At 63.8% G+C, this 21,234-nt stretch carries 21 protein-coding genes; 16 read left to right on the forward strand and 5 right to left on the reverse strand.

Features of this window, described 5'->3' with window-relative positions:
• Positions 1–9 precede the first annotated feature (9 nt).
• Positions 10–1,521, reverse strand: coding sequence for a replicative DNA helicase (locus tag FHS49_RS05305; protein WP_184016127.1), 1,512 nt, complete (start codon positions 1,519–1,521; stop codon positions 10–12).
• 216 nt (positions 1,522–1,737) lie between these two features.
• Between FHS49_RS05305 and FHS49_RS05310 the strand changes: the two genes are divergently transcribed.
• The 4 genes from FHS49_RS05310 to dcd all read left to right on the forward strand — a co-directional run bounded on the left by FHS49_RS05310 (position 1,738) and on the right by dcd (position 4,052).
• Positions 1,738–2,220 carry a UPF0262 family protein gene (locus tag FHS49_RS05310; RefSeq protein ID WP_184016129.1) on the forward strand — a complete coding sequence of 161 codons (483 nt, stop codon included), beginning with the start codon at positions 1,738–1,740 and terminating at the stop codon, positions 2,218–2,220.
• Between the two features lie 9 nt (positions 2,221–2,229).
• Positions 2,230–2,922: a GH25 family lysozyme gene (locus tag FHS49_RS05315; protein WP_184016131.1), complete on the forward strand. Its 693-nt coding sequence runs from the start codon at positions 2,230–2,232 to the stop codon at positions 2,920–2,922.
• Positions 2,919–3,371 carry a cytidine deaminase gene (locus tag FHS49_RS05320; RefSeq protein ID WP_184016133.1) on the forward strand — a complete coding sequence of 151 codons (453 nt, stop codon included), beginning with the start codon at positions 2,919–2,921 and terminating at the stop codon, positions 3,369–3,371. The genes FHS49_RS05315 and FHS49_RS05320 overlap by 4 nt, the downstream gene beginning before the upstream one ends.
• A gap of 126 nt (positions 3,372–3,497) precedes the next feature.
• The gene (gene dcd, locus FHS49_RS05325) at positions 3,498–4,052 is read left to right on the forward strand and encodes a dCTP deaminase (protein WP_184016135.1); all 555 of its coding nucleotides are present in this window, start codon (positions 3,498–3,500) and stop codon (positions 4,050–4,052) included.
• Positions 4,053–4,140: 88 nt separating this feature from the next.
• On the opposite strand, the gene FHS49_RS05330 is transcribed toward dcd, so the two are convergent.
• Complete coding sequence (locus FHS49_RS05330) at positions 4,141–4,515, reverse strand: tetratricopeptide repeat protein (RefSeq protein WP_184016137.1); 375 nt, start codon at positions 4,513–4,515, stop codon at positions 4,141–4,143.
• Positions 4,516–4,698: 183 nt separating this feature from the next.
• Between FHS49_RS05330 and FHS49_RS05335 the strand changes: the two genes are divergently transcribed.
• Positions 4,699–5,175, forward strand: a complete 477-nt coding sequence (locus FHS49_RS05335; RefSeq protein ID WP_184016138.1) for a DoxX family protein — start codon at positions 4,699–4,701, stop codon at positions 5,173–5,175.
• Between the two features lie 4 nt (positions 5,176–5,179).
• Here the strand turns inward: FHS49_RS05335 and FHS49_RS05340 are convergent, their stop codons facing one another.
• Complete coding sequence (locus tag FHS49_RS05340; RefSeq protein ID WP_184016140.1) at positions 5,180–6,037, reverse strand: hypothetical protein; 858 nt, start codon at positions 6,035–6,037, stop codon at positions 5,180–5,182.
• Positions 6,038–6,310: 273 nt separating this feature from the next.
• Complete coding sequence (gene tpiA / locus FHS49_RS05345) at positions 6,311–7,051, reverse strand: triose-phosphate isomerase (RefSeq protein WP_184016142.1); 741 nt, start codon at positions 7,049–7,051, stop codon at positions 6,311–6,313.
• Positions 7,052–7,167: 116 nt separating this feature from the next.
• Here tpiA and FHS49_RS05350 point away from each other — a divergent pair, with 116 nt between their 5' ends.
• The 9 genes from FHS49_RS05350 to FHS49_RS05390 all read left to right on the forward strand — a co-directional run bounded on the left by FHS49_RS05350 (position 7,168) and on the right by FHS49_RS05390 (position 16,140).
• Positions 7,168–9,105 carry a peptidylprolyl isomerase gene (locus FHS49_RS05350; RefSeq protein WP_184016144.1) on the forward strand — a complete coding sequence of 646 codons (1,938 nt, stop codon included), beginning with the start codon at positions 7,168–7,170 and terminating at the stop codon, positions 9,103–9,105.
• Positions 9,102–10,628 carry an anthranilate synthase component I gene (trpE, locus tag FHS49_RS05355; protein WP_343052903.1) on the forward strand — a complete coding sequence of 509 codons (1,527 nt, stop codon included), beginning with the start codon at positions 9,102–9,104 and terminating at the stop codon, positions 10,626–10,628. Before FHS49_RS05350 ends, trpE begins: the two co-directional genes overlap by 4 nt.
• A gap of 52 nt (positions 10,629–10,680) precedes the next feature.
• Positions 10,681–11,274, forward strand: a complete 594-nt coding sequence (locus FHS49_RS05360; RefSeq protein WP_184016146.1) for an anthranilate synthase component II — start codon at positions 10,681–10,683, stop codon at positions 11,272–11,274.
• Positions 11,271–12,266: an anthranilate phosphoribosyltransferase gene (gene trpD, locus FHS49_RS05365; RefSeq protein ID WP_184016148.1), complete on the forward strand. Its 996-nt coding sequence runs from the start codon at positions 11,271–11,273 to the stop codon at positions 12,264–12,266. Before FHS49_RS05360 ends, trpD begins: the two co-directional genes overlap by 4 nt.
• A 118-nt stretch (positions 12,267–12,384) precedes the next feature.
• Positions 12,385–13,167 carry an indole-3-glycerol phosphate synthase TrpC gene (trpC, locus tag FHS49_RS05370; RefSeq protein ID WP_184017308.1) on the forward strand — a complete coding sequence of 261 codons (783 nt, stop codon included), beginning with the start codon at positions 12,385–12,387 and terminating at the stop codon, positions 13,165–13,167.
• The gene (gene moaC, locus FHS49_RS05375; protein WP_184016150.1) at positions 13,164–13,631 is read left to right on the forward strand and encodes a cyclic pyranopterin monophosphate synthase MoaC; all 468 of its coding nucleotides are present in this window, start codon (positions 13,164–13,166) and stop codon (positions 13,629–13,631) included. The genes trpC and moaC overlap by 4 nt, the downstream gene beginning before the upstream one ends.
• A 129-nt stretch (positions 13,632–13,760) precedes the next feature.
• Entirely contained in the window at positions 13,761–14,945 is a 1,185-nt protein-coding gene (locus tag FHS49_RS05380) for a molybdopterin molybdotransferase MoeA (protein ID WP_184016152.1), read from the forward strand.
• Positions 14,946–14,998: 53 nt separating this feature from the next.
• Positions 14,999–15,667 (forward strand): transcriptional repressor LexA, encoded by a 669-nt coding sequence (lexA, locus tag FHS49_RS05385; protein ID WP_184016154.1) that lies wholly within the window; start codon positions 14,999–15,001, stop codon positions 15,665–15,667.
• A gap of 2 nt (positions 15,668–15,669) precedes the next feature.
• The gene (locus FHS49_RS05390) at positions 15,670–16,140 is read left to right on the forward strand and encodes an OsmC family protein (protein ID WP_184016156.1); all 471 of its coding nucleotides are present in this window, start codon (positions 15,670–15,672) and stop codon (positions 16,138–16,140) included.
• Between the two features lie 3 nt (positions 16,141–16,143).
• Here the strand turns inward: FHS49_RS05390 and FHS49_RS05395 are convergent, their stop codons facing one another.
• Positions 16,144–18,456: a ComEC/Rec2 family competence protein gene (locus tag FHS49_RS05395; protein WP_184016158.1), complete on the reverse strand. Its 2,313-nt coding sequence runs from the start codon at positions 18,454–18,456 to the stop codon at positions 16,144–16,146.
• A gap of 18 nt (positions 18,457–18,474) precedes the next feature.
• On the opposite strand from FHS49_RS05395, the gene gltX reads away from it, so the two are divergent.
• Positions 18,475–19,905, forward strand: a complete 1,431-nt coding sequence (gene gltX, locus FHS49_RS05400; RefSeq protein ID WP_246350381.1) for a glutamate--tRNA ligase — start codon at positions 18,475–18,477, stop codon at positions 19,903–19,905.
• Between the two features lie 35 nt (positions 19,906–19,940).
• Positions 19,941–21,227, forward strand: coding sequence for a citrate synthase (locus FHS49_RS05405; protein ID WP_184016166.1), 1,287 nt, complete (start codon positions 19,941–19,943; stop codon positions 21,225–21,227).
• Positions 21,228–21,234 lie beyond the last annotated feature (7 nt).

The raw sequence follows: 21,234 nt of genomic DNA on the forward strand, positions 1-21,234 counted from the left end.
GCCGGCCGCTTAGCCGTATTGCTCGGGCAGCCGCCGTTCGTCGATCCAGTCCGAAAAGCGCGTGATCTTGGCGTCGAAGCGCAATTTAGCCTTGCCCGTTGCGCCGTGGCGCTGCTTGGCGATGATCAACTCGCTTAAGCCCTCCACTTCGCGATATTTGTTCATCCAGGTGGCGTGATCGTCGAACGTCTTGGCATCATCCTGCTCGCTCGGCTGCTTGGGCTCGTGCATCGCCATGTAATAATCCTCGCGATAGACAAACATCACGATATCGGCGTCCTGCTCGATTGACCCGGATTCGCGCAAATCCGAAAGCATCGGGCGCTTATCCTCGCGCTGCTCCACCGCGCGGCTGAGCTGGGAAAGCGCCAGAACCGGCAAATGCAACTCCTTGGCCAGCGTCTTCAGGCCACGGCTGATCTCGGAAATTTCCTGCACCCGATTGCCTTCATTGCCACGGCCGGAGCCTTGCAGAAGCTGGAGATAGTCGATGATGATCAGCCCGATATCATGGCGGCGCTTCATCCGTCGCGCGCGGGTGCGCAGCGCCGCGATCGTGAGGCCCGCGGTATCGTCGATATAAAGCGGCAGATTTTCCAATTCGCCCGAAGCGCGCGCCAGATTGCGGAAATCCTGCTGGCTGATCTTGCCCATGCGCAGCGCCTGCGAGCTGATCCCCGATTGCTCGGACAGGATACGCGTCGCAAGCTGATCGGCGGACATTTCCAGGCTGAAAAACGCGACCTTCGCGCCCACGGATTTGGACGGATCGATCCCGTCTTCCATATCCTGCACCCAGCGGCGCGCGGCATTGAACGCCATGTTGGTGGCGAGCGAGGTCTTGCCCATGCCCGGACGTCCGGCCAGGATGAGCAAATCGGAATGATGAAGCCCGCCGGTGCGCTCGTTCACATTTTCAAGCCCGGTGGTGACGCCAGAGAGTCCGCCGCCCGCATTCAGCGCCTTTTCGGCATTCTCCACTGCAGCGCGGCTCGCCTGCAGGAAGGTCTTGACCGATCCGGTCTCCCCGCCCTCTTCGGCCACCGAATAGAGCGCGACTTCGGCGTCCTCGATCTGCTTCTTGGGATTGACCTCTTCGCTGGTATCCATGGCCCGCGTGACCATTTCGCGGCCCACGGTGATCAAGGCGCGCAATTGCGCCAGCTCGTAAATCTGCTCTGCGAAATCGCGCGCGCCGATCAGCGCGGCACCGCTGCCGGTGAGCCGCGCCAGATAGGCCGGCCCGCCCAGTTCGCGCATCGCCTCGTCACCCTCGAACATCGGTCGCAGCGTGACGGGATTGGCGACCATATTGCGGCCGACCAGCTTGATGATGGCATCGTAGATGCGGCCGTGCACGGCCTCGTAGAAATGATCCGCGCGCAATTTCTGCATCACGTCTTCACCGACGCGATTGTCGATCATCATGGCACCCAGCAATGCCGCCTCAGCCTCGATATTCTGGGGCAGCTCAGGGGGTTCGCCATCGGGGGCGGTTACGAGTCGGATGGGATCGGCCATGATCGCCCGTGTGTGGGCCACCCTGCCCTTTGGTTCAAGGTGGAGAAGTCTGTATGTTTCTGTGGATAAGTTTGCCGGAAAACACCGTCATGCCCGCGCAGGCGGGAATCCCGTTGCTTCTTCTTTCGGACCCTTCACGGAAAAGCAGGATTCCCGCCTGCGCGGGAATGACAGAGGTGCCTTGAGCGCATCCCCCTTCCCCACTAAAGCCGCTGCATGGCGGACCCGCGCATCATCGATATCGAGCTGGATCAGGCGACGATCATCTGGCGCTCCGCCGATATCGAGCAGGAACGGCGCATCGCTGTGTTCGATATCCTGGAAGGCAATCATTTCGCCCCGCAGCGCGAACATCCCGATGGCTATAAAGGCCCCTATGCGATCCGCCTGCGCGTGGAGGAAGGCCGGCTCGCCATCGATATCGGCCGCGAAGACAAGACCCCGCTGGAGGCCGTGATCCTGGGGCTTGGCCGCTTTCGTCGCCCCATCAAGGATTATTTCGCGATCTGCGACAGCTATTTCCAGGCGATCCGCCAATCCACCCCCGCGCAGATCGAGACGGTGGACATGGCGCGGCGCGGCATCCACAATGAAGCCGCCGAGCTGCTCATGGAGCGGCTTGAGGGCAAGATCGAGGTGGATTTCGATACGGCGCGGCGGCTGTTCACGCTGATCTGCGTCCTGCATATCAAGGGGTAGGCGGGGGCCATGGCAGTGCGGACGTGGAAGAGGCGGCTGATCTGGCTGGCCGCGGTGGCGATCGTCACCGCGATCGCCGCGCTGGGCCTGTATCGCTATGCGCAAAGCTGGGCACCTGCGCGCGAAACCTATCCGATGCAGGGTGTCGAACTCTCCGCCGATCAGGGCACGGTCGAATGGCCCACGCTGAAAGCGCGCGGCGTCGATTTCGCCTATCTGCGTGCCACATCGGGCGAGGACGGACGCGATCCGGCCTTCCCGCAGCATTGGCAGGACGCCGAAGCCGCCGGGATCGGGCGCGGCGCAGTCCATGTCTATAATCTGTGCCGGACGGGACATGATCAGGCGACCAATTTCATCGCCACCGTCCCGCGCGAGCAAAATGCGCTGCCGCCGGCGATCGAATTCGCATTCCAGGGCAATTGCGCCGCGCGCCCGTCGCGCGACGCACTGGTGAAGGAGATCGAGACGCTGGTGGAGATGATCGAGGCCCATGCGGGCAAGAATGCGATCCTGCACATTTCACCCGATTTCGAGGATAGTTATCGGCTCGCCACCGCGATCGACCGCAACCTTTGGCTCAGCCGCGAATTTCTGCCGCCGGCCTATGGCGGGCGGCCCTGGGTGATGTGGCAGGCCTCGGCCATGCGCCAGATCGAAGGCATAGACGGCCCCGTAAACTGGAATGTGATCCGCGCATGAGCGACAATGCCCTCCGATTGATCGAAGCCGCACGCGTGGCGGCCGGCTTTGCCCATGCCCCCTATTCGCGCTTCGGCGTGGGGGCGGCGATCCTGATGGACGATGACAGCATCGTGACCGGCACCAATTTCGAGAATGCCAGCTATGGCCTGTCGCTCTGTGCCGAAACCGTCGCCTTGGCCAAGGCCAATAGCGAGGGCAAGTTGCGCCGGGTGGTAGAGATCGGCGTGATCGGCGGGATGCAGGATGCAGCAGGCGCGCTCACCGGCGGCGATATCGTGCGTCCCTGCGGTCGCTGCCGCCAGATATTGAACGAAGCCGCGCAGCTTGCGGGCCGCGACATCCTGATCCATTGCGCATCGGGCGACGGTGCGCATCATGACACGCTGAAGCTCTCGGATCTTCTCCCCCACGCCTTCGGGCCAAGGGATCTGGGGATTGTGGATTAGCCCTCTCCCCTTCAGGAGAGAGGGATGGGAGAGGGGGACTCACCTCGCCAAAACATTCAAACAATGGGCCGCGGAGACATCCCCCTCTCCCCGGCCCTCTCCCCTGAAGGGGAGAGGGAGCACATCATGTCCATCCTTTCCGACAAATGGATCCGCACGCAGGCGCAGGAACACGGCATGATCGAGCCGTTCGTGGAATCGCAGCGCCGCGATGGCTGCATCAGCTATGGCCTGTCGTCCTATGGCTATGACGCGCGCGTGGCGGACGAGTTCAAGATATTCACCAATATCGACAGTGTGATCGTCGATCCCAAGGATTTCGCGGCCAACAGCTTCGTCGATCGCAAGACCGATTGCTGCATCATCCCGCCCAACAGCTTCGCGCTGGCCCGCACGGTCGAATATTTCCGGGTGCCGCGCGATGTGCTGGTGATCTGCCTCGGCAAGTCAACCTATGCGCGCTGCGGCATCATCGTAAACGTGACCCCGCTCGAGCCGGGCTGGGAGGGGCATGTGACGCTTGAATTCAGCAACACCACCCCGCTCCCCGCCAAAATCTATGCGAATGAGGGGGCGTGCCAGTTCCTGTTCCTGCAGGGCAATGAGCCGTGCGAGACGAGCTATGCCGATCGCGCCGGCAAATATATGGGGCAAAGGGGCGTGACGTTACCCAAATTGTAGGTCAGCCAAAACGCCAAGTCGGCCCCGCGATGAAATCCCGGGGCCGAACCTGTCGTTGCGACCCTTGAAGGGCGGTTGACTCCGGGCCTCAGCGCGAGGCCATCAACGCACTGCGGCCCAGCCCGGCCTTGGCGAGATCGTGCGACCAGGCGGGCTTTCCATTGCCCAATTCCATCTGCACATTGGGCAGCGCCAGCACATCGCGGTAAAGTGCGCTGGCTTCAGCCGTCCGCGTCGTCTTGGCATAGACGAACGCCAGATTGAGCAGGACCGAGGGCTCGCGTGGTTCTGCGGCGCGGCGGGCATCGAGCTGGGTCTCTGCGGCGCTCAGCTTATTGGCTGAAATCTGGGCGTAACCATAACGCGCATCGGCGGGTTGCTCGAACGGGCGCTGGGCAAGCGCCGCGCCGGATGTTGCGATCAAAGCGGCGCTCGAAAGGCCCAGTGCGGCGATCTTGAACATGGCAAGTCTCCTCGAATGAGACGATATGATGACGTCTCTGTTTCTTATTTGTGACACTTGAATGTCACATCCATGACTCCCCGACAAATGAATAGATTGCATGTTGAATCGGCGGCTGGGACGGACATGCAGCCAAATCCGCTCAAGGACGTTGTTGATCCGTTACAGACAGGGAGATTGTTCATGACTTTCGTCAACGGCTTCGTCGCGCTGATCGGGCGCATCCTGCTATCGCTGATCTTCATCCTGTCGGGCATCGGCAAATTGGCCGATCTCGCGGGAACGGGTGGTTATATGGCCTCGGTCGGATTGCCCGCGTCCTTGGCGCTGCCCGCAGGCCTGTTCGAGCTGATCGCCGGGCTGTTCATCCTGTTCGGCTTTTTCACGCGGATCACCGCATTTTTGCTCGCGGGTTTCTGCCTGATGACCGCCTTGCTCTTCCACAATGATTTCGCGGATCCGATGCAGCAGGCGAGTTTCCTCAAGAATATCGCGCTGGCCGGCGGTTTTCTCGTGCTGCTGGCGTATAACGGCGTCTCGCATAGCTTCGACAGTCTGCGCGCGCGTCGCCGCACGGTCGTCGTCGAACGCGACCCTGCCGTGGTGCGCGAGCCTGTGGTGGTGCGTGAAACCGCGACGCGCTCGATCCCACCGGTCTGAGCGCCTATTGGATGGCCTGCCCCTGCTGGCGGGCCATCTTGCGCGCGCTCATCACCATCAGCGGCGCGATGATCAGCAGGATGATCGCGAAAAACCCGCCCAGCGCGGCAACGACATAATAAGGCGTCGCCACATCCTCGGCCGATGACACGAGCACATAATGCGGCTCGGCCAGGGTGACGCCATTGCGGGCATAGATGCCGAGCAATTCGCCCGGCAGGCCATTCTCCACCAGCATTCCGCTCTGATCGCCGATGAACCCCTGCTGGGTCTGCGCTTCGCCCGCATAGAGATGCGTTTCGCGCTCGATCAGGAAACGCACGGGCGTGGTTGCATCCACCTTGCCATCCGCCGTCCTCGGCATCACCGGCACATAGAAGCTCTCCTCGGTCTGCGCCTTGCCCTTTTCGGTCAGCCCGGTCGCGCGATCGGTGTCGATCGTGCCGATCAGCGTCACATGGCCGAGCGGGGGCACGGCATCGCCCAGCGCCGCGATATCGACGCGGGTCGGCACACCGCTGTCATCGGGCAGACGCGTGGACAGGAGATAGGCACCAACGGCGATCACGGCGCATAACGGCGCCAGCATCAACGCGATCCGCGCATTGCGGCGCGCATTGGCCACCAGATCGAACGGACCATCCTGCCCCGCGATCATGGCGCGGCTCTGCTTGCCGAGCCACGAGAGCGCCGGTCCCGCGATCAGGAATCCGGGGATCATCGCGGTCATCGCAGGATAATATTTGCCGAATTGCGCGGTCTGCCATTCGGCCAGCCACTTGAAAAGCCCGGAATAATGGGTCCAGCCCCAGATCATATAGGCCGCCACCGCCGCGACCCAGAGCCAGCATAACGCCGTCATCAATGGTTTCGATTTCATAGCCGCCCGCCCCGTTCAAAGATGATCTGAGATACCGGTTATCCGGCTGGTGCGACTCGCGGCTTTGTTAGCATGGACAGGAAACCAAATATACCATTTGGGCCGGGAGTGTCCTTTCTTACCCCCCTCCCGGCCTTCCGGGAGGGGATGGGGGTGGGCCTTCATTTTATCATGGCGCTGTCAAAAAGAAGAAGCCACCCCCAGCCCCTCCACGAAGACGTGGAGGGGATTCAGACAGAAGATCGATCGACAGGTTCAGCCCGAGGCTTCGATGATCGGCACGAAATCGGCTGCCTTCAGGCTCGCCCCGCCGACCAATGCGCCATCCACATCGGGCACAGCCATCAGTTCGGCTGCGTTGGAGGGCTTGACCGACCCGCCATAGAGAATGCGGACCTTCGCGCCTTCCGCGCCCAGCAACGCGCCCAATTTGGTGCGGAGCGCCGCGTGCATCTGCGCCACATCCGCCACCGACGGAGTGCGCCCCGTGCCAATCGCCCAGACGGGTTCATAGGCCACGACTAGGGTATAGCCCGTGCCAGTCGGCGGCACGGACCCTGCGAGTTGCCCCTCCACGATTGAAACGGCTTGGCCGGCGTCCCGCTCCGCCTCGGTTTCGCCGACGCAGACGATCGCGATCAGCCCGGCAGCGATCGCCGCTTCGGCCTTTGCGCGGATGTCCATGTCGGTCTCGTGATTGTCCGCCCTGCGCTCGCTATGGCCGACGATCACCAGCGATGCGCCCGCTTCCTTTAGCATGGCGGCGGAAATACAGCCGGTATGCGCGCCGCTGGCCGCTGGGTGGCAATCCTGCGCGCCGATGGCGAGGCTTGGCGTGCGCTCTGCAGCGGGTGCGATCAGCGTGAAGGGCGGGCAGATCGCGACATCCACGCCGCCATTCGCCTCGGCAGCCATAGCGATGGCATCCAGTTCGGCCAAGGCCGCCCGATTGCCATTCATTTTCCAATTGCCCGCCACCAGCTTGCGCAATGCCATCGATCAAGTCTCCCATTCACATCAGATGCTGCTCCTATCGCCGATGCCTTGCCGATGGAAGCCGCCCGCTCTAAGGCGTTGCCCCTGTTTCCCGTTGTGACCTGCGAGCCGCCTTCATGATCACTTTCTTTCGCCGCCTCATCAATTCGAAGATCGGCATCGCCATCTGCCTCGGCTTTCTGATCATCATCGGCATCGCCTTTGCCGCGGGCGATATCAGCAGCAGCATGGGCTCAAGCTCCGGGCTGAGCAGCACCACGGTGGCCGAAGTCGGCAAGAAGGACATCACGAACACGGAGATCGTCGATCGCGCCAATGCGATCCTCAGCCAGCAGCGTCAGCAGACGCCGGGCCTCGATATGGCGACGTTCCTGCAGCAGGGCGGGTTTGAGGATATACTGGAGCGCTCGATCAACAGCGTGGGCATGACGGAGTTTGCGCGCAAAGCGGGCTTTGGCGTGAGCAAGCGCCAGATCGATGCTGAAATCCTGCGCATTCCCGCATTCTATGGCCCCACCGGCCAGTTCGATCGGACCACGTTCGATAATTTCCTGCGCGCCAACAAATTGAGCGAAATCCAGGTGCGTGACGATATCGGATCCGATCTGCTGTCCCGCCAGCTCATGATCCCTGCGACGGGGGCCACGCGCGCGCCCGCCGGCCTGTCCCTGCCCTATGCGCAGCTTTCGCTGGAAGGCCGCTCCGGCGGGGTGGGATTCATCCCCACCGCCGCGATTCCCAAGGGGGCCGCGCCCAATGCGGCTGAGCTTGCCGCTTTCTACAAGGGCAACATCGGGCGCTATACGCTGCCAGAGCGTCGCGTGATCAAATATGCACTGATCGGCCCCGAAAATGTGGCCGGCAAGACGGTTCCGAGCGAGGCGGACATCGCGGCTTATTACAAGGAAAACGCCGCGACCTATGCCGCGCGTGAAACCCGCAATCTGAGCCAGGTGATCATTCAGGACCAGAATGCCGCGCGCACCTTCGAAGCCAAGGTGAAGGGCGGCGCGAGCTTTGCCGACGCTGCACGCCAGGCGGGTCTCAGCCCGCTCGTACTGACCGGAATCGAAAAGACCAAGCTTGCGACGGACAGTTCGCAGGCCGTGGCCGATGCCGCATTCGCAACGCCGCAGGGCGGCGTCGCCGCGCCGCAGCGCTCTGGTCTCGGCTGGCATGTGGTCAAGGTCGATTCGATCACTACGGTGGCCGGTCGCCCGCTGGATGCCGTGCGCGCCGAAATCCTCCCCACGCTGACGCAGCGCAAGGGTGCCGAGGCGCTCGCTGACCTTACGACCAACATCCAGAATGAGATCGCCGATGGTGCGAGCTTTGACGATGTGGTCAAGAAATATGGCCTGAAAGTCGTCACCACGCCCGCCATTGTCGCCAGCGGCCAAAATCCGGACGATCAGGCCTTCAAGCCCGATCCCGCCTTCGCCCGCTTCATCGGCCCGATGTTCCAGGCGCAGCCCGGCGACGACGCGATCATGGAAACCGTGGTGCCCGATCAGATGTTCGCGCTCTCCTATCTCGAGAGCGTCGTGGCCCCCACGCCGCGTCCGCTGGCGCAGATCGCGCCGCAGGTGACGCTGGATATGGAAACCGATCGCGCAGCCAGGCAGGGCCGTGCGCTGGCCGATGCCGCCATCGCCAAGATTGGCAAGGGGATGACGCTGACGCAGGCGCTGAAGGAAACCGGGCTGAATTTGCCGCCGGTGCAGACCGTCAATGGCAAGCGCCGCGATCTGACGCGCCCGAATGAACAGGTGCCGCCCCCGCTCGCCCTGCTCTTCTCCATGGCGGAGAAAAAGGCCAAGCGCCTCGAAGCCCCGCAGAAGCAGGGCTGGTATGTGGTCTATCTCGATACGATCACACCCGGCGACGTTTCGACAGAGCCGCGCGCCGTCCCCGCCTTCCAGGCGCAATTCTCGCAGCTTTATGCGCAGGAATATGCCGCGCAATTCTATGGCGCGGCCAAGGCGGATATGGGCGTGGTGCGCAATGCGGAGGCGATTGCAGCCGTCAAGCGGCAGCTTTCCGGCGCACAGTGAGCGACGTCATCGACAGGGACGCCGCGGTCCGCGCACTGATCGAGGCCGGCAAGCCCGCACTGGTGTGGCGACGGCAGATCGCCGATACCGAAACCCCGGTGTCGGCGGCGCTCAAGCTGATCGAGCCAGATCGTGGGGATTTCCTGCTGGAATCGGTGGAAGGCGGCGAAACCCGCGGGCGTCACAGCCTGATCGGTCTCGCCCCCGATCTAATGTTCCGCGCCAATGGCCAGTCGGCCGAGATCAATCCACACTGGCTGACAAATCGCGACGCCTTTGCCCCCGCCGGCGCACCGACGCTGAGCGCACTGCGCACGCTGGTCGCGGCGTGCCGGGCCGATGTCCCCGCCGAACTGCCCGGTGCACTCGCCTGCCTGGTCGGCTATTTCGGCTATGAAACCATCGGCCTGGTCGAGAAATTGCCGCGTCCGGCGGAAAACCCGCTGGACCTGCCCGACATGCTGTTCGTGCGGCCCACCGTAATCCTGGTATTCGATCGGCTGGCGGACGAACTGTTCCTGGTATCGCCGGTGTGGCCAGACGCGCCCGGCTCACCCGTTCAGAGGATCGCCCTGGCGCATGAGCGGATCGACGCCGCAGCGGCGCGCCTCGCCCAGCCGATCCCGGCTGCATCGGCTGCGACTATTCCGTCTGCCATGACCGCAGATATCGCGCTCGATCCCGTCCTCCCGCCCGGCCGCTATGGCGAGATGGTCACGCGTGCCAAAGACTATATCGGCGCGGGCGATATCTTCCAGGTCGTGCTGGCCCAGCGTTTCACCACGCCCTTCCCGCTTCCGCCCTTCGATCTTTATCGGTCCCTGCGCCGGATCAATCCGTCGCCCTTCCTTTATTTTCTGGACATGCCGGGCTTTGCGCTGATCGGATCAAGCCCGGAAATCCTGGTGCGTGCGCGCGATGGCGAGGTCACGATCCGCCCGATCGCGGGCACGCGCCCGCGTGGGAAGACCGCTGCGGAAGACGCCGAAAACCGCGCCAGCCTGCTCGCGGATCCCAAGGAACGCGCCGAGCATCTGATGCTGCTCGATCTGGGGCGCAATGATGTGGGCCGCGTTGCGACGGCGGGCAGCGTGACCGTGACGGACAGCTATACGGTCGAATTCTATAGCCATGTGATGCACATCGTTTCCAATGTGGTCGGCCGGCTCGACCCTGCGAAGGACGCGCTCGACGCGCTGTTCGCCGGCTTTCCCGCGGGCACGGTCAGCGGCGCGCCCAAGGTACGCGCGTGCGAGATCATCGCCGAACTGGAGTGCGAAACCCGCGGTGCCTATGCCGGGGGCGTCGGCTATTTCTCGCCCGATGGATCGATGGATAGCTGCATCGTGCTGCGTACCGCCGTGGTGAAGGATGGCGTGATGCACGTTCAGGCGGGCGCGGGCATCGTTGCGGATTCGGACCCGGCCTATGAACAGCGCGAATGCGAAGCCAAGGCCGGTGCGCTGATCGCAGCCGCGCGCGAGGCCGTGACGCGCGCAAATGGCGCGGGCTTCGGGCAATGAACAGGCCACCCAAAGCCTTTCAAGCTGCGCGGTCTGCCGATAGGACAACGGCATGATCCTCGTCATCGACAATTATGACAGCTTCACCTGGAACCTCGTCCACTATTTGATGGAGCTGGGTGCCAAGGTCGAAGTCGTGCGCAATGATGCGATTTCGGCCGGGCAGGCGATTTCGTCGGGTGCCGAAGCGTTTCTGATTTCGCCGGGGCCATGCACCCCCAATGAGGCCGGCATTTCGCTCGACCTGGTCGCGGCCTGCGCCGATGCGGGCAAGCCTCTGCTCGGCGTCTGCCTGGGCCATCAGTCGATCGGCCAGTATTTCGGCGGGCAGGTGGTGCGTGCGCGCGAATTGATGCACGGCAAGACCTCGCCGCTGACGCATGACGGCACCGCCGTCTTTGCCAACATCCCCTCCCCCTTCACCGCGACGCGCTATCATTCGCTGATCGTGCCGGAGGAAGGCTTGCCCGCCAGCCTCAAGGTCAACGCCCGCGCGCCTGACGGCACCATCATGGGGTTTCGGCACGAGACGCTGCCGATCCACGGCGTCCAATTTCATCCGGAAAGCATTGCGACGGAGCATGGCCATCTGTTGCTCGCCAATTTCATGACGCTGGCCGGTTTGACGGTGAAGGCGCGCGCATGACCGTGCCGATCCGCCTGCCCGATCCGTCGGAGATTTTCGACGAAGCCGCCGCCCGCCAGGCCTTTTCCGACATCCTCGATCTGAAGGTGTCCGATGAAGCGATCGCGCACTTCCTGATCGCGCTTTCCGAACGTGGCGAAACCAGCATCGAGATTGCCGCCGCGGCGCAGGAATTGCGCGAACGCATGATCCCGGTTGCCGCCCCCGAAGGCGCGATCGACGTTTGCGGCACGGGCGGCGACGGGCATCACAGTCTGAATGTCTCCACTGCGGTCGCGATCATCGTCGCGGCCTGCGGCGTGCCGGTCGCCAAGCACGGCAATCGCGCGGCGTCGAGCAAGGCGGGCGCGGCCGATACGCTGGAAGCGCTCGGGCTCGATCTGGAGCGGCTGGGGCAGACCGCCGAAGCCACGCTGCACGAGATCGGCATCTGCTTCCTCTTCGCGATCAATCATCATCCCGCGATGGGCCGGATCCAGCCGATCCGCAAAGCCATCGGCAAGCGCACCATCTTCAATCTGATGGGGCCGCTCGCCAATCCCGCGCGGACGACGCGACAGCTCATCGGCATTGCACGCCCCGATTATGTGCCCATCTATGGCGCGGCGCTCAAATCGCTGGGCGCGGAAGCCGGCATGGTGGTTTCGGGCGAGGAAGGGCTGGACGAGCTTTCGGGCGCTGGACCAAGCCGGGTGTATCGCGTCGGCAATCTGCCCGTGGGTGATACGATCACCCCCGAAGAGGCTGGCCTGCCCCGCGCACCGACCAGCGCGATCCACGGCGGCGACGCGGCCTTCAATGCCGCCGCGCTCCGTCGCTTGCTCCAGGGCGAAAAGGGACCGTATCGCGATGCCGTGCTGCTCAATGCCGCCGCCGCGCTGGTTGTCGCCGGGCGAGCGGAGAGCCTGACCGAGGGTGTCGAGGAAGCGGGCGAAGTGCTTGATAACGGGCTGGCCAATGCCTTGCTCGATTGCTGGATCGCGTTTCGATGATGATGAAGGGCCACCCCCAGCCCCTCCACAAAGGTGTGGAGGGGAGAAGAGAAGCACGATCCGGCTCCCCTCCCGGTCTTCCGGGAGGGGCTGGGGATGGACAGCTTCTGAAGGCGTTATCATGAACAAGCTCACCGAAATCTGCGATTTCAAGCGCCAGGACGTCGCCCGGCGCAAGGCGCTCACCACGCTCTCCGAGCTGGAATCCCGCGCCGCCACACAGACTGCGCCGCGCGGTTTCCGTGCCGCGCTGGATGCCAAACCAGGCCATGCGCTCATCGCAGAGATCAAAAAGGCCAGCCCGTCCAAGGGGCTGATCCGCGCCGATTTCGATCCGCCCGCCCATGCCCGCGCCTATGAAGCCGCAGGTGCGGCCTGTCTTTCGGTGCTGACCGACGAGCCCTATTTCCAGGGCGCGGACGCCTATCTGGTCGCGGCGCGCGCGGCGGTGTCGATTCCCTGCCTGCGCAAGGATTTCATGGTCGATCCCTGGCAGATCGCCGAAGCGCGCGCGCTGGGTGCCGATGCGATATTGATCATCGTCGCGGCGTTGGATGACGGACAGATGGCCGAGATCGAGGCCGAGGCGATCCGCTTCGGGATGGACGCGCTGATCGAAGTGCATGACGCCGCCGAACTCGACCGCGCGCTCAAGCTCACATCGCGTTTGATCGGAGTGAACAACCGTGATCTCAGGAACTTCTCGGTCGATTTTGCCAGAACCTATGAACTGGTCGGCAGCGCGCCCGCAGGCTGCACCTTTGTGGCGGAAAGCGGGCTCACCTCCAAAGGCGATCTCGATGCCATGGCAGCGCACGGGGTGCATTGCTTCCTCGTCGGTGAGGCACTGATGCGCCAGCCCGATGTCGAACTGGCCACCCGAGCGTTGATCGGCACATGACCCGGCTCACCCATCTCGATGCCGACGGCGCGGCACAGATGGTCGACGTCTCGGCCAAGGCCGTCACCATGCGCGAGGCCATCGCCAAAGGCCGGATTTCCATGTCCCCGGAGGCCGCCGCCGCGATCCGCGATGGGCTGGTCAAGAAAGGCGATGTGCTGGCCGTGGCGCGCGTCGCCGGGATCATGGGCGCGAAGAAGACCAGCGATCTCATCCCGCTGTGTCACCCGCTCCCCTTGTCCTCCGTGTCGATCGATCTCGATCTGGACGCCACCGGCGTTAACGCCACCGCCACCGCCCGAACCACAGGGCAGACCGGCGTGGAGATGGAGGCGCTGACCGCGGTCTCGATCGCGCTGCTGACCGTCTATGACATGGCCAAGGCGATCGACAAGGCGATGGAGATCGGCGCGGTGCGGCTGATGTCGAAGACCGGCGGGAAATCCGGGGATTATCGGGCGTGAGAGCCGCGCATTTGCCGATCTCATTTTATTCGTCATGCTGAACTTGTTTCAGCATCCATTTCACCGCAGCACGACGGCCGTGACGGCGAAATGGACCCTAAAACGCGTTCAGGGTGACGGAGGTGGAGCATGAGCCTGTTGCCTGTCGCCGAAGCGCAGGCGAGGTTGGTCGCGCTGGGACGGGTGCTGCCCGCCGAGACCGTTTCGCTTGAACAGGGCACAGGCCGATGGGCCGCGCGCGCGCATCAGGCGCAGCGCAACCAGCCAGCAGCCGATCTTTCCGCCATGGATGGCTATGCGATCCGCTTCGCCGATCTGCCCGGCCCGTGGCGCGTGATCGGCGAAAGCACACCGGGGACATTGCCCGATCTCAGCCTTTCGCCCGGCGAAGCGGTGCGAATCTTCACCGGGGCGGCCTTGCCCGATGGCGCCGATGCGATCCTCATCCAGGAGGAGGCGACGCGGGATGGCGACAGCCTGACGCTTTCGGGGGAAGGACCGCGCCAATCGGGCCAGCATGTGCGCCGCGCGGGCAGCGATTTCATGCTGGGGGAAACGGTGATCGCCCAGGGTGCCCAGATCAACGCCGCGCGCATCGCGATTGCGGCGCTTTCGGGCAATGGGCGCGTGATGGTCGGCGGCCGGCCGCGCGTGGCGCTGATCTCCACCGGCGACGAACTGGTGCATCATGAGCAGGACGCGCAGGGCGTGAACATTCCCGCGTCCAACGCCCCGATGCTCCGCGCCCTGATGACCCCCAGCGGCGCGATCATCGAGGATCATGGCATCGTCCGCGACGATTTCGAGACGCTGGCGGCGGCATTCCGGGCAGCCAAGGACGCGGATATCATCGTCACCACCGGGGGCGCGTCGGTGGGCGATCACGATCTGGTCCGTCCCGTGCTGCAGAGCCTCGGCGCGGCGATGGATTTCTGGAAGATCGCGATGAAGCCCGGCAAGCCGCTGATGGCGGGAACGCTCGGCGACTCGGTCGTGCTGGGACTGCCAGGCAATCCGGTGTCGGCTTATGTGACCGCCACGCTGTTCCTGCTGCCGCTGATCCGTGCGATGTCCGGCGCGGCGGAGCCATTGCCCCCTTTGCATCACGGCCGGCTTGGCCATCCGCTGCCCGCAGGTGGCCCGCGCGCGGAATATCTGCGCGCCATCTGGCGCGCGGGCGATGTCGTGACCGCGACCGATCAGGACAGCGCGGCCGTGCTATCGCTGGCCGCGGCGAATGCGCTGATCGTGCGCGCGGCTCATGCGCCCGCCGCGCCGGCGGGCGAAACCGTGGACGTCATATCTCTGACTTGACGACGCGTCCGATGTTTCCTACACGTTCCTCGTTCGTTCCAACGGAGAACAAGATGCTGACCCGCAAGCAACATGAACTCATCTGCTTCATCACCGATCGTCTGGAGGAAACCGGTGTTTCCCCGTCATTCGAGGAAATGAAGGAGGCGCTGGACCTCAAATCCAAATCGGGTGTGCACCGTCTGATCAGCGCGCTCGAGGAACGCGGCTTCATCCGCCGTCTGCCCAATCGCGCGCGCGCGCTCGAAGTGCTTAAGGTGCCTGAGCGCGCCGATGTGAAGCCGATCAAGAAGGCAGCACCCGCCCCTGCGGTGTCCGCGCCGATCCCGATCGCCGCCAATGATGTGCTCGAAATTCCGCTGCACGGCCGGATCGCCGCAGGGATGCCGATCGAGGCGATGGAGGGGCAGTCCATGCTCTCCGTGCCCGCCGCCTTGCTGGGTTCGGGCGATCATTATGCGCTTGAGGTGTCGGGCGATTCGATGGTCGAGGCGGGTATTCTCGATGGCGATTATGCGCTGATCCGCCGCGCCGAGACCGCGCGCGATGGCGAGATCATCGTGGCGCTGGTCGACGAAAGCGAGGCCACGCTCAAATATTTCCGCCGCGAAGGTGCGATGATCCGGCTCGATCCGGCCAACCGCGCTTATGATCCGCAGCGCTATCGCCCTGATCAGATCCGGGTGCAGGGCAAATTGGCGGGCCTGCTCCGCCGTTATTGAGCATGGCGGGCGGCCATCATTATCGCATTGCGGTCGAATGGACCGGCAATCAGGGGACCGGCACGTCCGGTTACCGCGATTACGCCCGCGATCATGTGATCCGGATCGCGGGCAAGCCGGATATCCCCGGATCGTCCGATCCCGCATTTCTCGGCGATCCGGCGCGGCATAATCCCGAAGAGATGCTGGTGGCGTCGCTGTCGGCCTGCCACATGCTCTGGTATCTGCATCTCTGCGCCGAAGCCGGGATCGCGATCATCGGCTATCGCGATCAGGCGGACGGCATGATGGCGATGGAGTCCGATGGCGCGGGGCAGTTCAGCGGCGTGGTGCTGCGGCCGCAGGTCACGCTAGCAGCGGACGCGAATGTCGAGGCGGCGCGCGCACTGCATCATGAAGCGCACGCCAAATGCTTCATCGCGCGCTCGGTGAATTTTCCGGTGACGGTGGAGCCGGTGTTTCAAAGTTGTTGATCTCTAATCGTTTTTGATTCCGCTCATCCTGAGGAGCGGCTGAGCTTGTCGAAGACGCGTCTCGAAGGACGCACCGTGCGTCCTTCGAGACGGGCTCTCGGCTGCGCTCGATCCCTCCTCAGGATGAGCGGGTCGGAAATGGGTTGATGCGGGTTGGGTCAGATACGGTTTCTCCACGGGATGCGGCGGATGGATCCAGGGATGATCATCCCCCGGCGTCTTCACGCTTTTCACGCTCTGGTCCGCCAGCACGATCGAAAGTCCGCCGGTTTCCTTGAGCAGCATTCGATCCGCCTTGATCCAGCGCGGTGTGCACCAGGCGGGCACCCGCCGGTCCGTCACCACAATATCGGCATCGCGGCAGGCCGGGCCGAAATCCCTGCCGGGCACCAGATAGCCGCTCCGCGTGGCGAGGAGTCGGAAGCGCCGGGTGCCGCTGATCAGGTCGATCGTGCAGACGTCCCGGCTGCAGCGGCTCCCCTCCAGGCTGTCGAGCGCCTCCAGATCGCCTTCGAACCCCGCGCTTTCGGAGAGCATATCGCGCACGTAATCGCCGGCGCGTGGCCTGAGCAGCGCATAGCCCTCCGTTTTCGTTCGCACTGCCAGATGACGGCCATCCCCCGTGATCAGGATATCGGGCGCGGGCGTATTCAAAGCCCAGATCGCCCCCGCCAGCACCGGGATCAGTCCCAGCCGGCGCACTTTTGTGCGCCACAGACAGAGCCATAAGCTGCCCGCGATCATCAGCCCGAACGCGCCGCCGGTGATCGTGGGCAGCGACGCCACCGCCGCCGGAGAAGCGGCCACGGTGTGCGCCACCCACAGCAACAATGTCAGCGCCTGCCCCGCCAGCCACCAGAAGGGCGCGCCCAGCCCGGCCAGATCAAGCATCAGCGCCAGCGCTTCCAGCGGCATGATCACGAAAGTGGTCAGCGGGATCGCCACGATATTGGCGAGCGCGCCATACACCCCCGCTTTGTGGAAATGATAAAGCGCGATCGGCGCGAGCGCGATCTCCACCGCCAGCCCGGTGATCAGCAAAGACAGCATGATCCGCCCGAAGCGCCGGATCATGCGCTCATCCCGGCGCGCCACCAGCGCCTTGGCGCGCGGGTGCTCGCTCACAGCGATGATCGCGGTGACCGCCATGAAGCTCAATTGGAAGCTCGGTCCGACCAGGCTTTGCGGCCAGAAGGCCAAAACGATGAGCGCGCCGACCGCGACCAGCCGCAAGGTGATCGCATCGCGCCCGAGCGCGATCCCGCACAGCACCAGCAGCGCCGCGATCAGCGAACGGATCGTGGGCACCTCCGATCCCGTGAGCAAGGTATAGCCCAAGCCCACCAGCGCGCCCGCCGCCGCGGCGATCAGCACCAACGGCCAGCGCAGCGCCAGCCATGGGCTCAGCGCGAGCAGGCGCAATACCAGCAGCATCGTCAGCCCCACCGCCGCGGTCAGATGCAGGCCGCTGACCGAAAGCAGATGCGCCAGACCGCTGCGCCGCATTGCCTCCGCATCCGCTTCGGGAATTGCGCCCTGATCGCCCGTCGCCAGGGCCGATGCGATCGCGCCTTCCCCGCCCGCCAGCCGGGACGCGATATGGGCGGACAACCGCTGGCGCAGACCCCCGCCGTCGGCTTGATCCGGCGCGGGACTGACGACCACGATCTTGCCAAGCACCCTGCCCGTCCCGCCGATCTGCTGGAACCACGCCAGCCGCACGAAATCATAGGCGCCCGGCACAGCCGCCTCGGGCGGCGGCATGATGCGCGCGCGCAGGGCGACGATCGCGCCGGGCTGGAGGCCGGCGAGGGCATCCTTCTCATCCAGATTGACGCGGATCTGCGGGGGCAGCGTTGCCACCCCCAGCGGCCGGAGCAACAGCCGCACGCTTTCGCGCGCCGGCAAAGGCTCGACCGTCATGATTCGCGCCTCGAACTGTTCGATCACCGGACGCGACAGCACCGGGGCGGCCACCCGCTCCGCCTGCCACCAGATGAGGAGGCACCCCGAAAACGCGGCCAGCGGAAAGACGATCAGCGCCCGGCCAAGCCGGCGATTGGCCCCGATGGCCCCACCCAGTCCCGAGAATCCCGATGCCAGCAGCAGGAATGCGATCCATTGGCCCTGCATGGGCAGCGCAAACCAGGCCGCGATGCCAACACCAAGCCCCACGGGCATCCATAAGGCCAGTTGATCACGCTCGGATTCGAGCCAGTTTTCCAGCACGGACGCGATATTGCCCGCCCCGGTCCAACGGGGCTTTTGCAGCCTTAAAAAAGCCGTGCTAGAGCCGCCCCCGGTCGTCCTGGCCATCCAAGCATGATGGAGAATATGCGCGTGGGCGCAAGCCAAGAAAATTCAGGCGTTGTGACCCGTTTTGCGCCATCGCCGACGGGATTCCTCCATATCGGCGGCGCGCGCACCGCGCTGTTCAACTGGCTGTATGCGCGCCATCACGGCGGCACGTTCCTGCTGCGGATCGAGGATACCGATCGCGCCCGCTCCACCGACGAGGCGATTGCTGCGATTCTGGACGGGATGCGCTGGCTCGATCTCGATTGGGATGGCGATGAAGTCTATCAATTCGCCCGCGCCGCGCGCCATGCCGAAGTGGCCAATGCCATGCTCGAAAGCGGCCATGCCTATCGCTGCTATGCCACGCCCGAAGAACTGTCCGCATTGCGCGAAGAACAACGCGCTGCCAAGCAGCCGATGCGCTACGATGGTCGCTGGCGCGATCGCTCCGCCGCCGATGCCCCCGCAGGCGCGCCTTTCGTCATCCGCCTTAAAGCGCCGCGCGAAGGCGAGACCGTGATCGAAGACAAGGTGCAGGGCCGCGTCGTCGTGCAGAATGCAGAGCTGGACGATATGGTGCTGCTCCGTTCGGACGGCACGCCCACCTACATGCTCGCCGTGGTGGTCGATGATCACGATATGGGCGTCACCCACGTGATCCGCGGCGACGATCATCTGAACAACGCCTTCCGCCAGCTCGGCATCATCCGCGCCATGAACTGGGATGCGCCGATTTATGCCCATATCCCGCTGATCCACGGCGCGGACGGGGCCAAGCTGTCCAAGCGGCACGGCGCGCTGGGGGTGGACGCGTATCGCGACGAAATGGGGCTGCTGTCCGAAGCGGTGTCCAATTATCTCCTGCGTCTCGGCTGGGGGCATGGCGATGACGAGATCATCAGCCGCGCCCAGGCGGTGGAATGGTTCGATATCGATGCGGTGGGCAAATCGCCTTCGCGTTTCGATCTGAAAAAGCTCGAGAATCTGAACGGCCATTATATCCGCGAGGCCGATGACGCCCGTCTGGCCGCTGCCGTGCGCCCACGCGTGGAGGCGCTGATCGGCTTTGCGATCGGTCATGAAGGTGAAACGCTTCTGGCCCAGGCCATGGCTTCGATGAAGCCTCGCGCCAAGAATTTGAACGAACTTGCCGAGGGTGCGCTGTTTCTATTCGAAAAACGCCCGCTCAATCTCGACGAAAAGGCTGCAACTCTGCTAGAAGGAGAGGCTAAGGCTCTGTTGAAAGGCGTTTCTGATGCGCTTGCGGGAGCTGCGGAATGGTCCGTGCCAACGCTCGAAGAAGCGGTGCGGCAAGTGGCCGAGGATGCGGGACTGGGCCTGGGCAAGATCGCCCAGCCTTTGCGGGCGGCGCTCACCGGGCGCTCGACGTCGCCAGGGATTTTCGATGTGCTGATGCTGCTCGGGCGGAACGAGTCGCTGGCGCGTATTGCCGACCGGGCTGCCTGAACGGCTGCCTGATTCAACTATAGAAGGACGACCTTATGACCGGAAAGAGCGTAAAACTGGGCGTTGACGACAAGGAACTGGATCTCGCCGTTCTGTCCGGAACGGTCGGCCCCGATGTCGTCGATATCCGCAAGCTTTACGCGCAGACCGGCATGTTTACCTATGATCCGGGCTTCACCTCCACCGCGAGCTGCGATTCGGGCCTGACCTATATCGATGGCGACGAGGGCATATTGCTCCACCGCGGCTATCCGATCGGCCAGCTTGCCGAAAGTTCGAGCTTCATGGAGGTTTCGCACCTCCTGCTGAACGGTGAACTGCCCAGCAAGGACGAGCTGGAAAAGTTCAGCTACACAATTTCACGTCATACGATGCTGCACGAGCAGCTCATGCAATTCTATCGCGGCTTTCGCCGGGATGCGCATCCCATGGCGATCATGTGCGGCGTGGTCGGCGCACTTTCGGCCTTTTATCATGATTCCACCGATATTTCGGACCCGCATCAGCGCATGGTCGCCAGCCATCGCCTGATCGCGAAAATGCCGACGATCGCGGCCGCCGCCTATAAATATTCGGTTGGCCAGCCCTTTCTCTATCCCCAGAATGACCTGAGCTACACCGGCAATTTCCTGCGGATGACCTTCGGCGTGCCGGCGGAGCCGTATGAAGTGAACCCGGTGGTCGAGCGCGCGCTGGACCGCATCTTCATCCTCCATGCCGATCACGAGCAGAATGCCTCGACCTCGACCGTGCGTCTCGCCGGGTCTTCGGGGGCCAATCCGTTCGCATGTATCGCTGCGGGCATCGCCTGCCTCTGGGGTCCGGCACATGGCGGCGCGAACGAGGCCGCGCTCAACATGCTGCGCGAAATCGGCACGGTGGATCGCATTCCGGAATATATCGCGCGCGCCAAGGATAAGAACGATCCGTTCCGCCTGATGGGCTTCGGTCACCGGGTCTACAAGAATTACGATCCCCGCGCGACCGTGATGCAACAGACCGTGCGTGAGGTTCTGGGCGAATTGGGCGTGACCGATCCGGTGTTCGATGTGGCGCTCAAGCTCGAGGAAATGGCGCTCAGTGATCCCTATTTCATCGAGAAGAAGCTCTTCCCGAACGTCGATTTCTATTCGGGCGTGATCCTGTCGGCGATCGGCTTCCCGACGACGATGTTCACCGTGCTCTTCGCTCTGGCCCGCACCGTGGGCTGGGTGGCGCAGTGGAACGAGATGATTTCGGATCCCGGCCAAAAGATCGGCCGTCCGCGCCAGCTCTACACCGGCCCGACCCAGCGCGACTATGTGCCGATCGGCCAGCGCTGAGAGAGAC

This window comes from Sphingobium boeckii (genome assembly GCF_014199215.1).
GTDB lineage: Bacteria > Pseudomonadota > Alphaproteobacteria > Sphingomonadales > Sphingomonadaceae > Sphingobium_A > Sphingobium_A boeckii.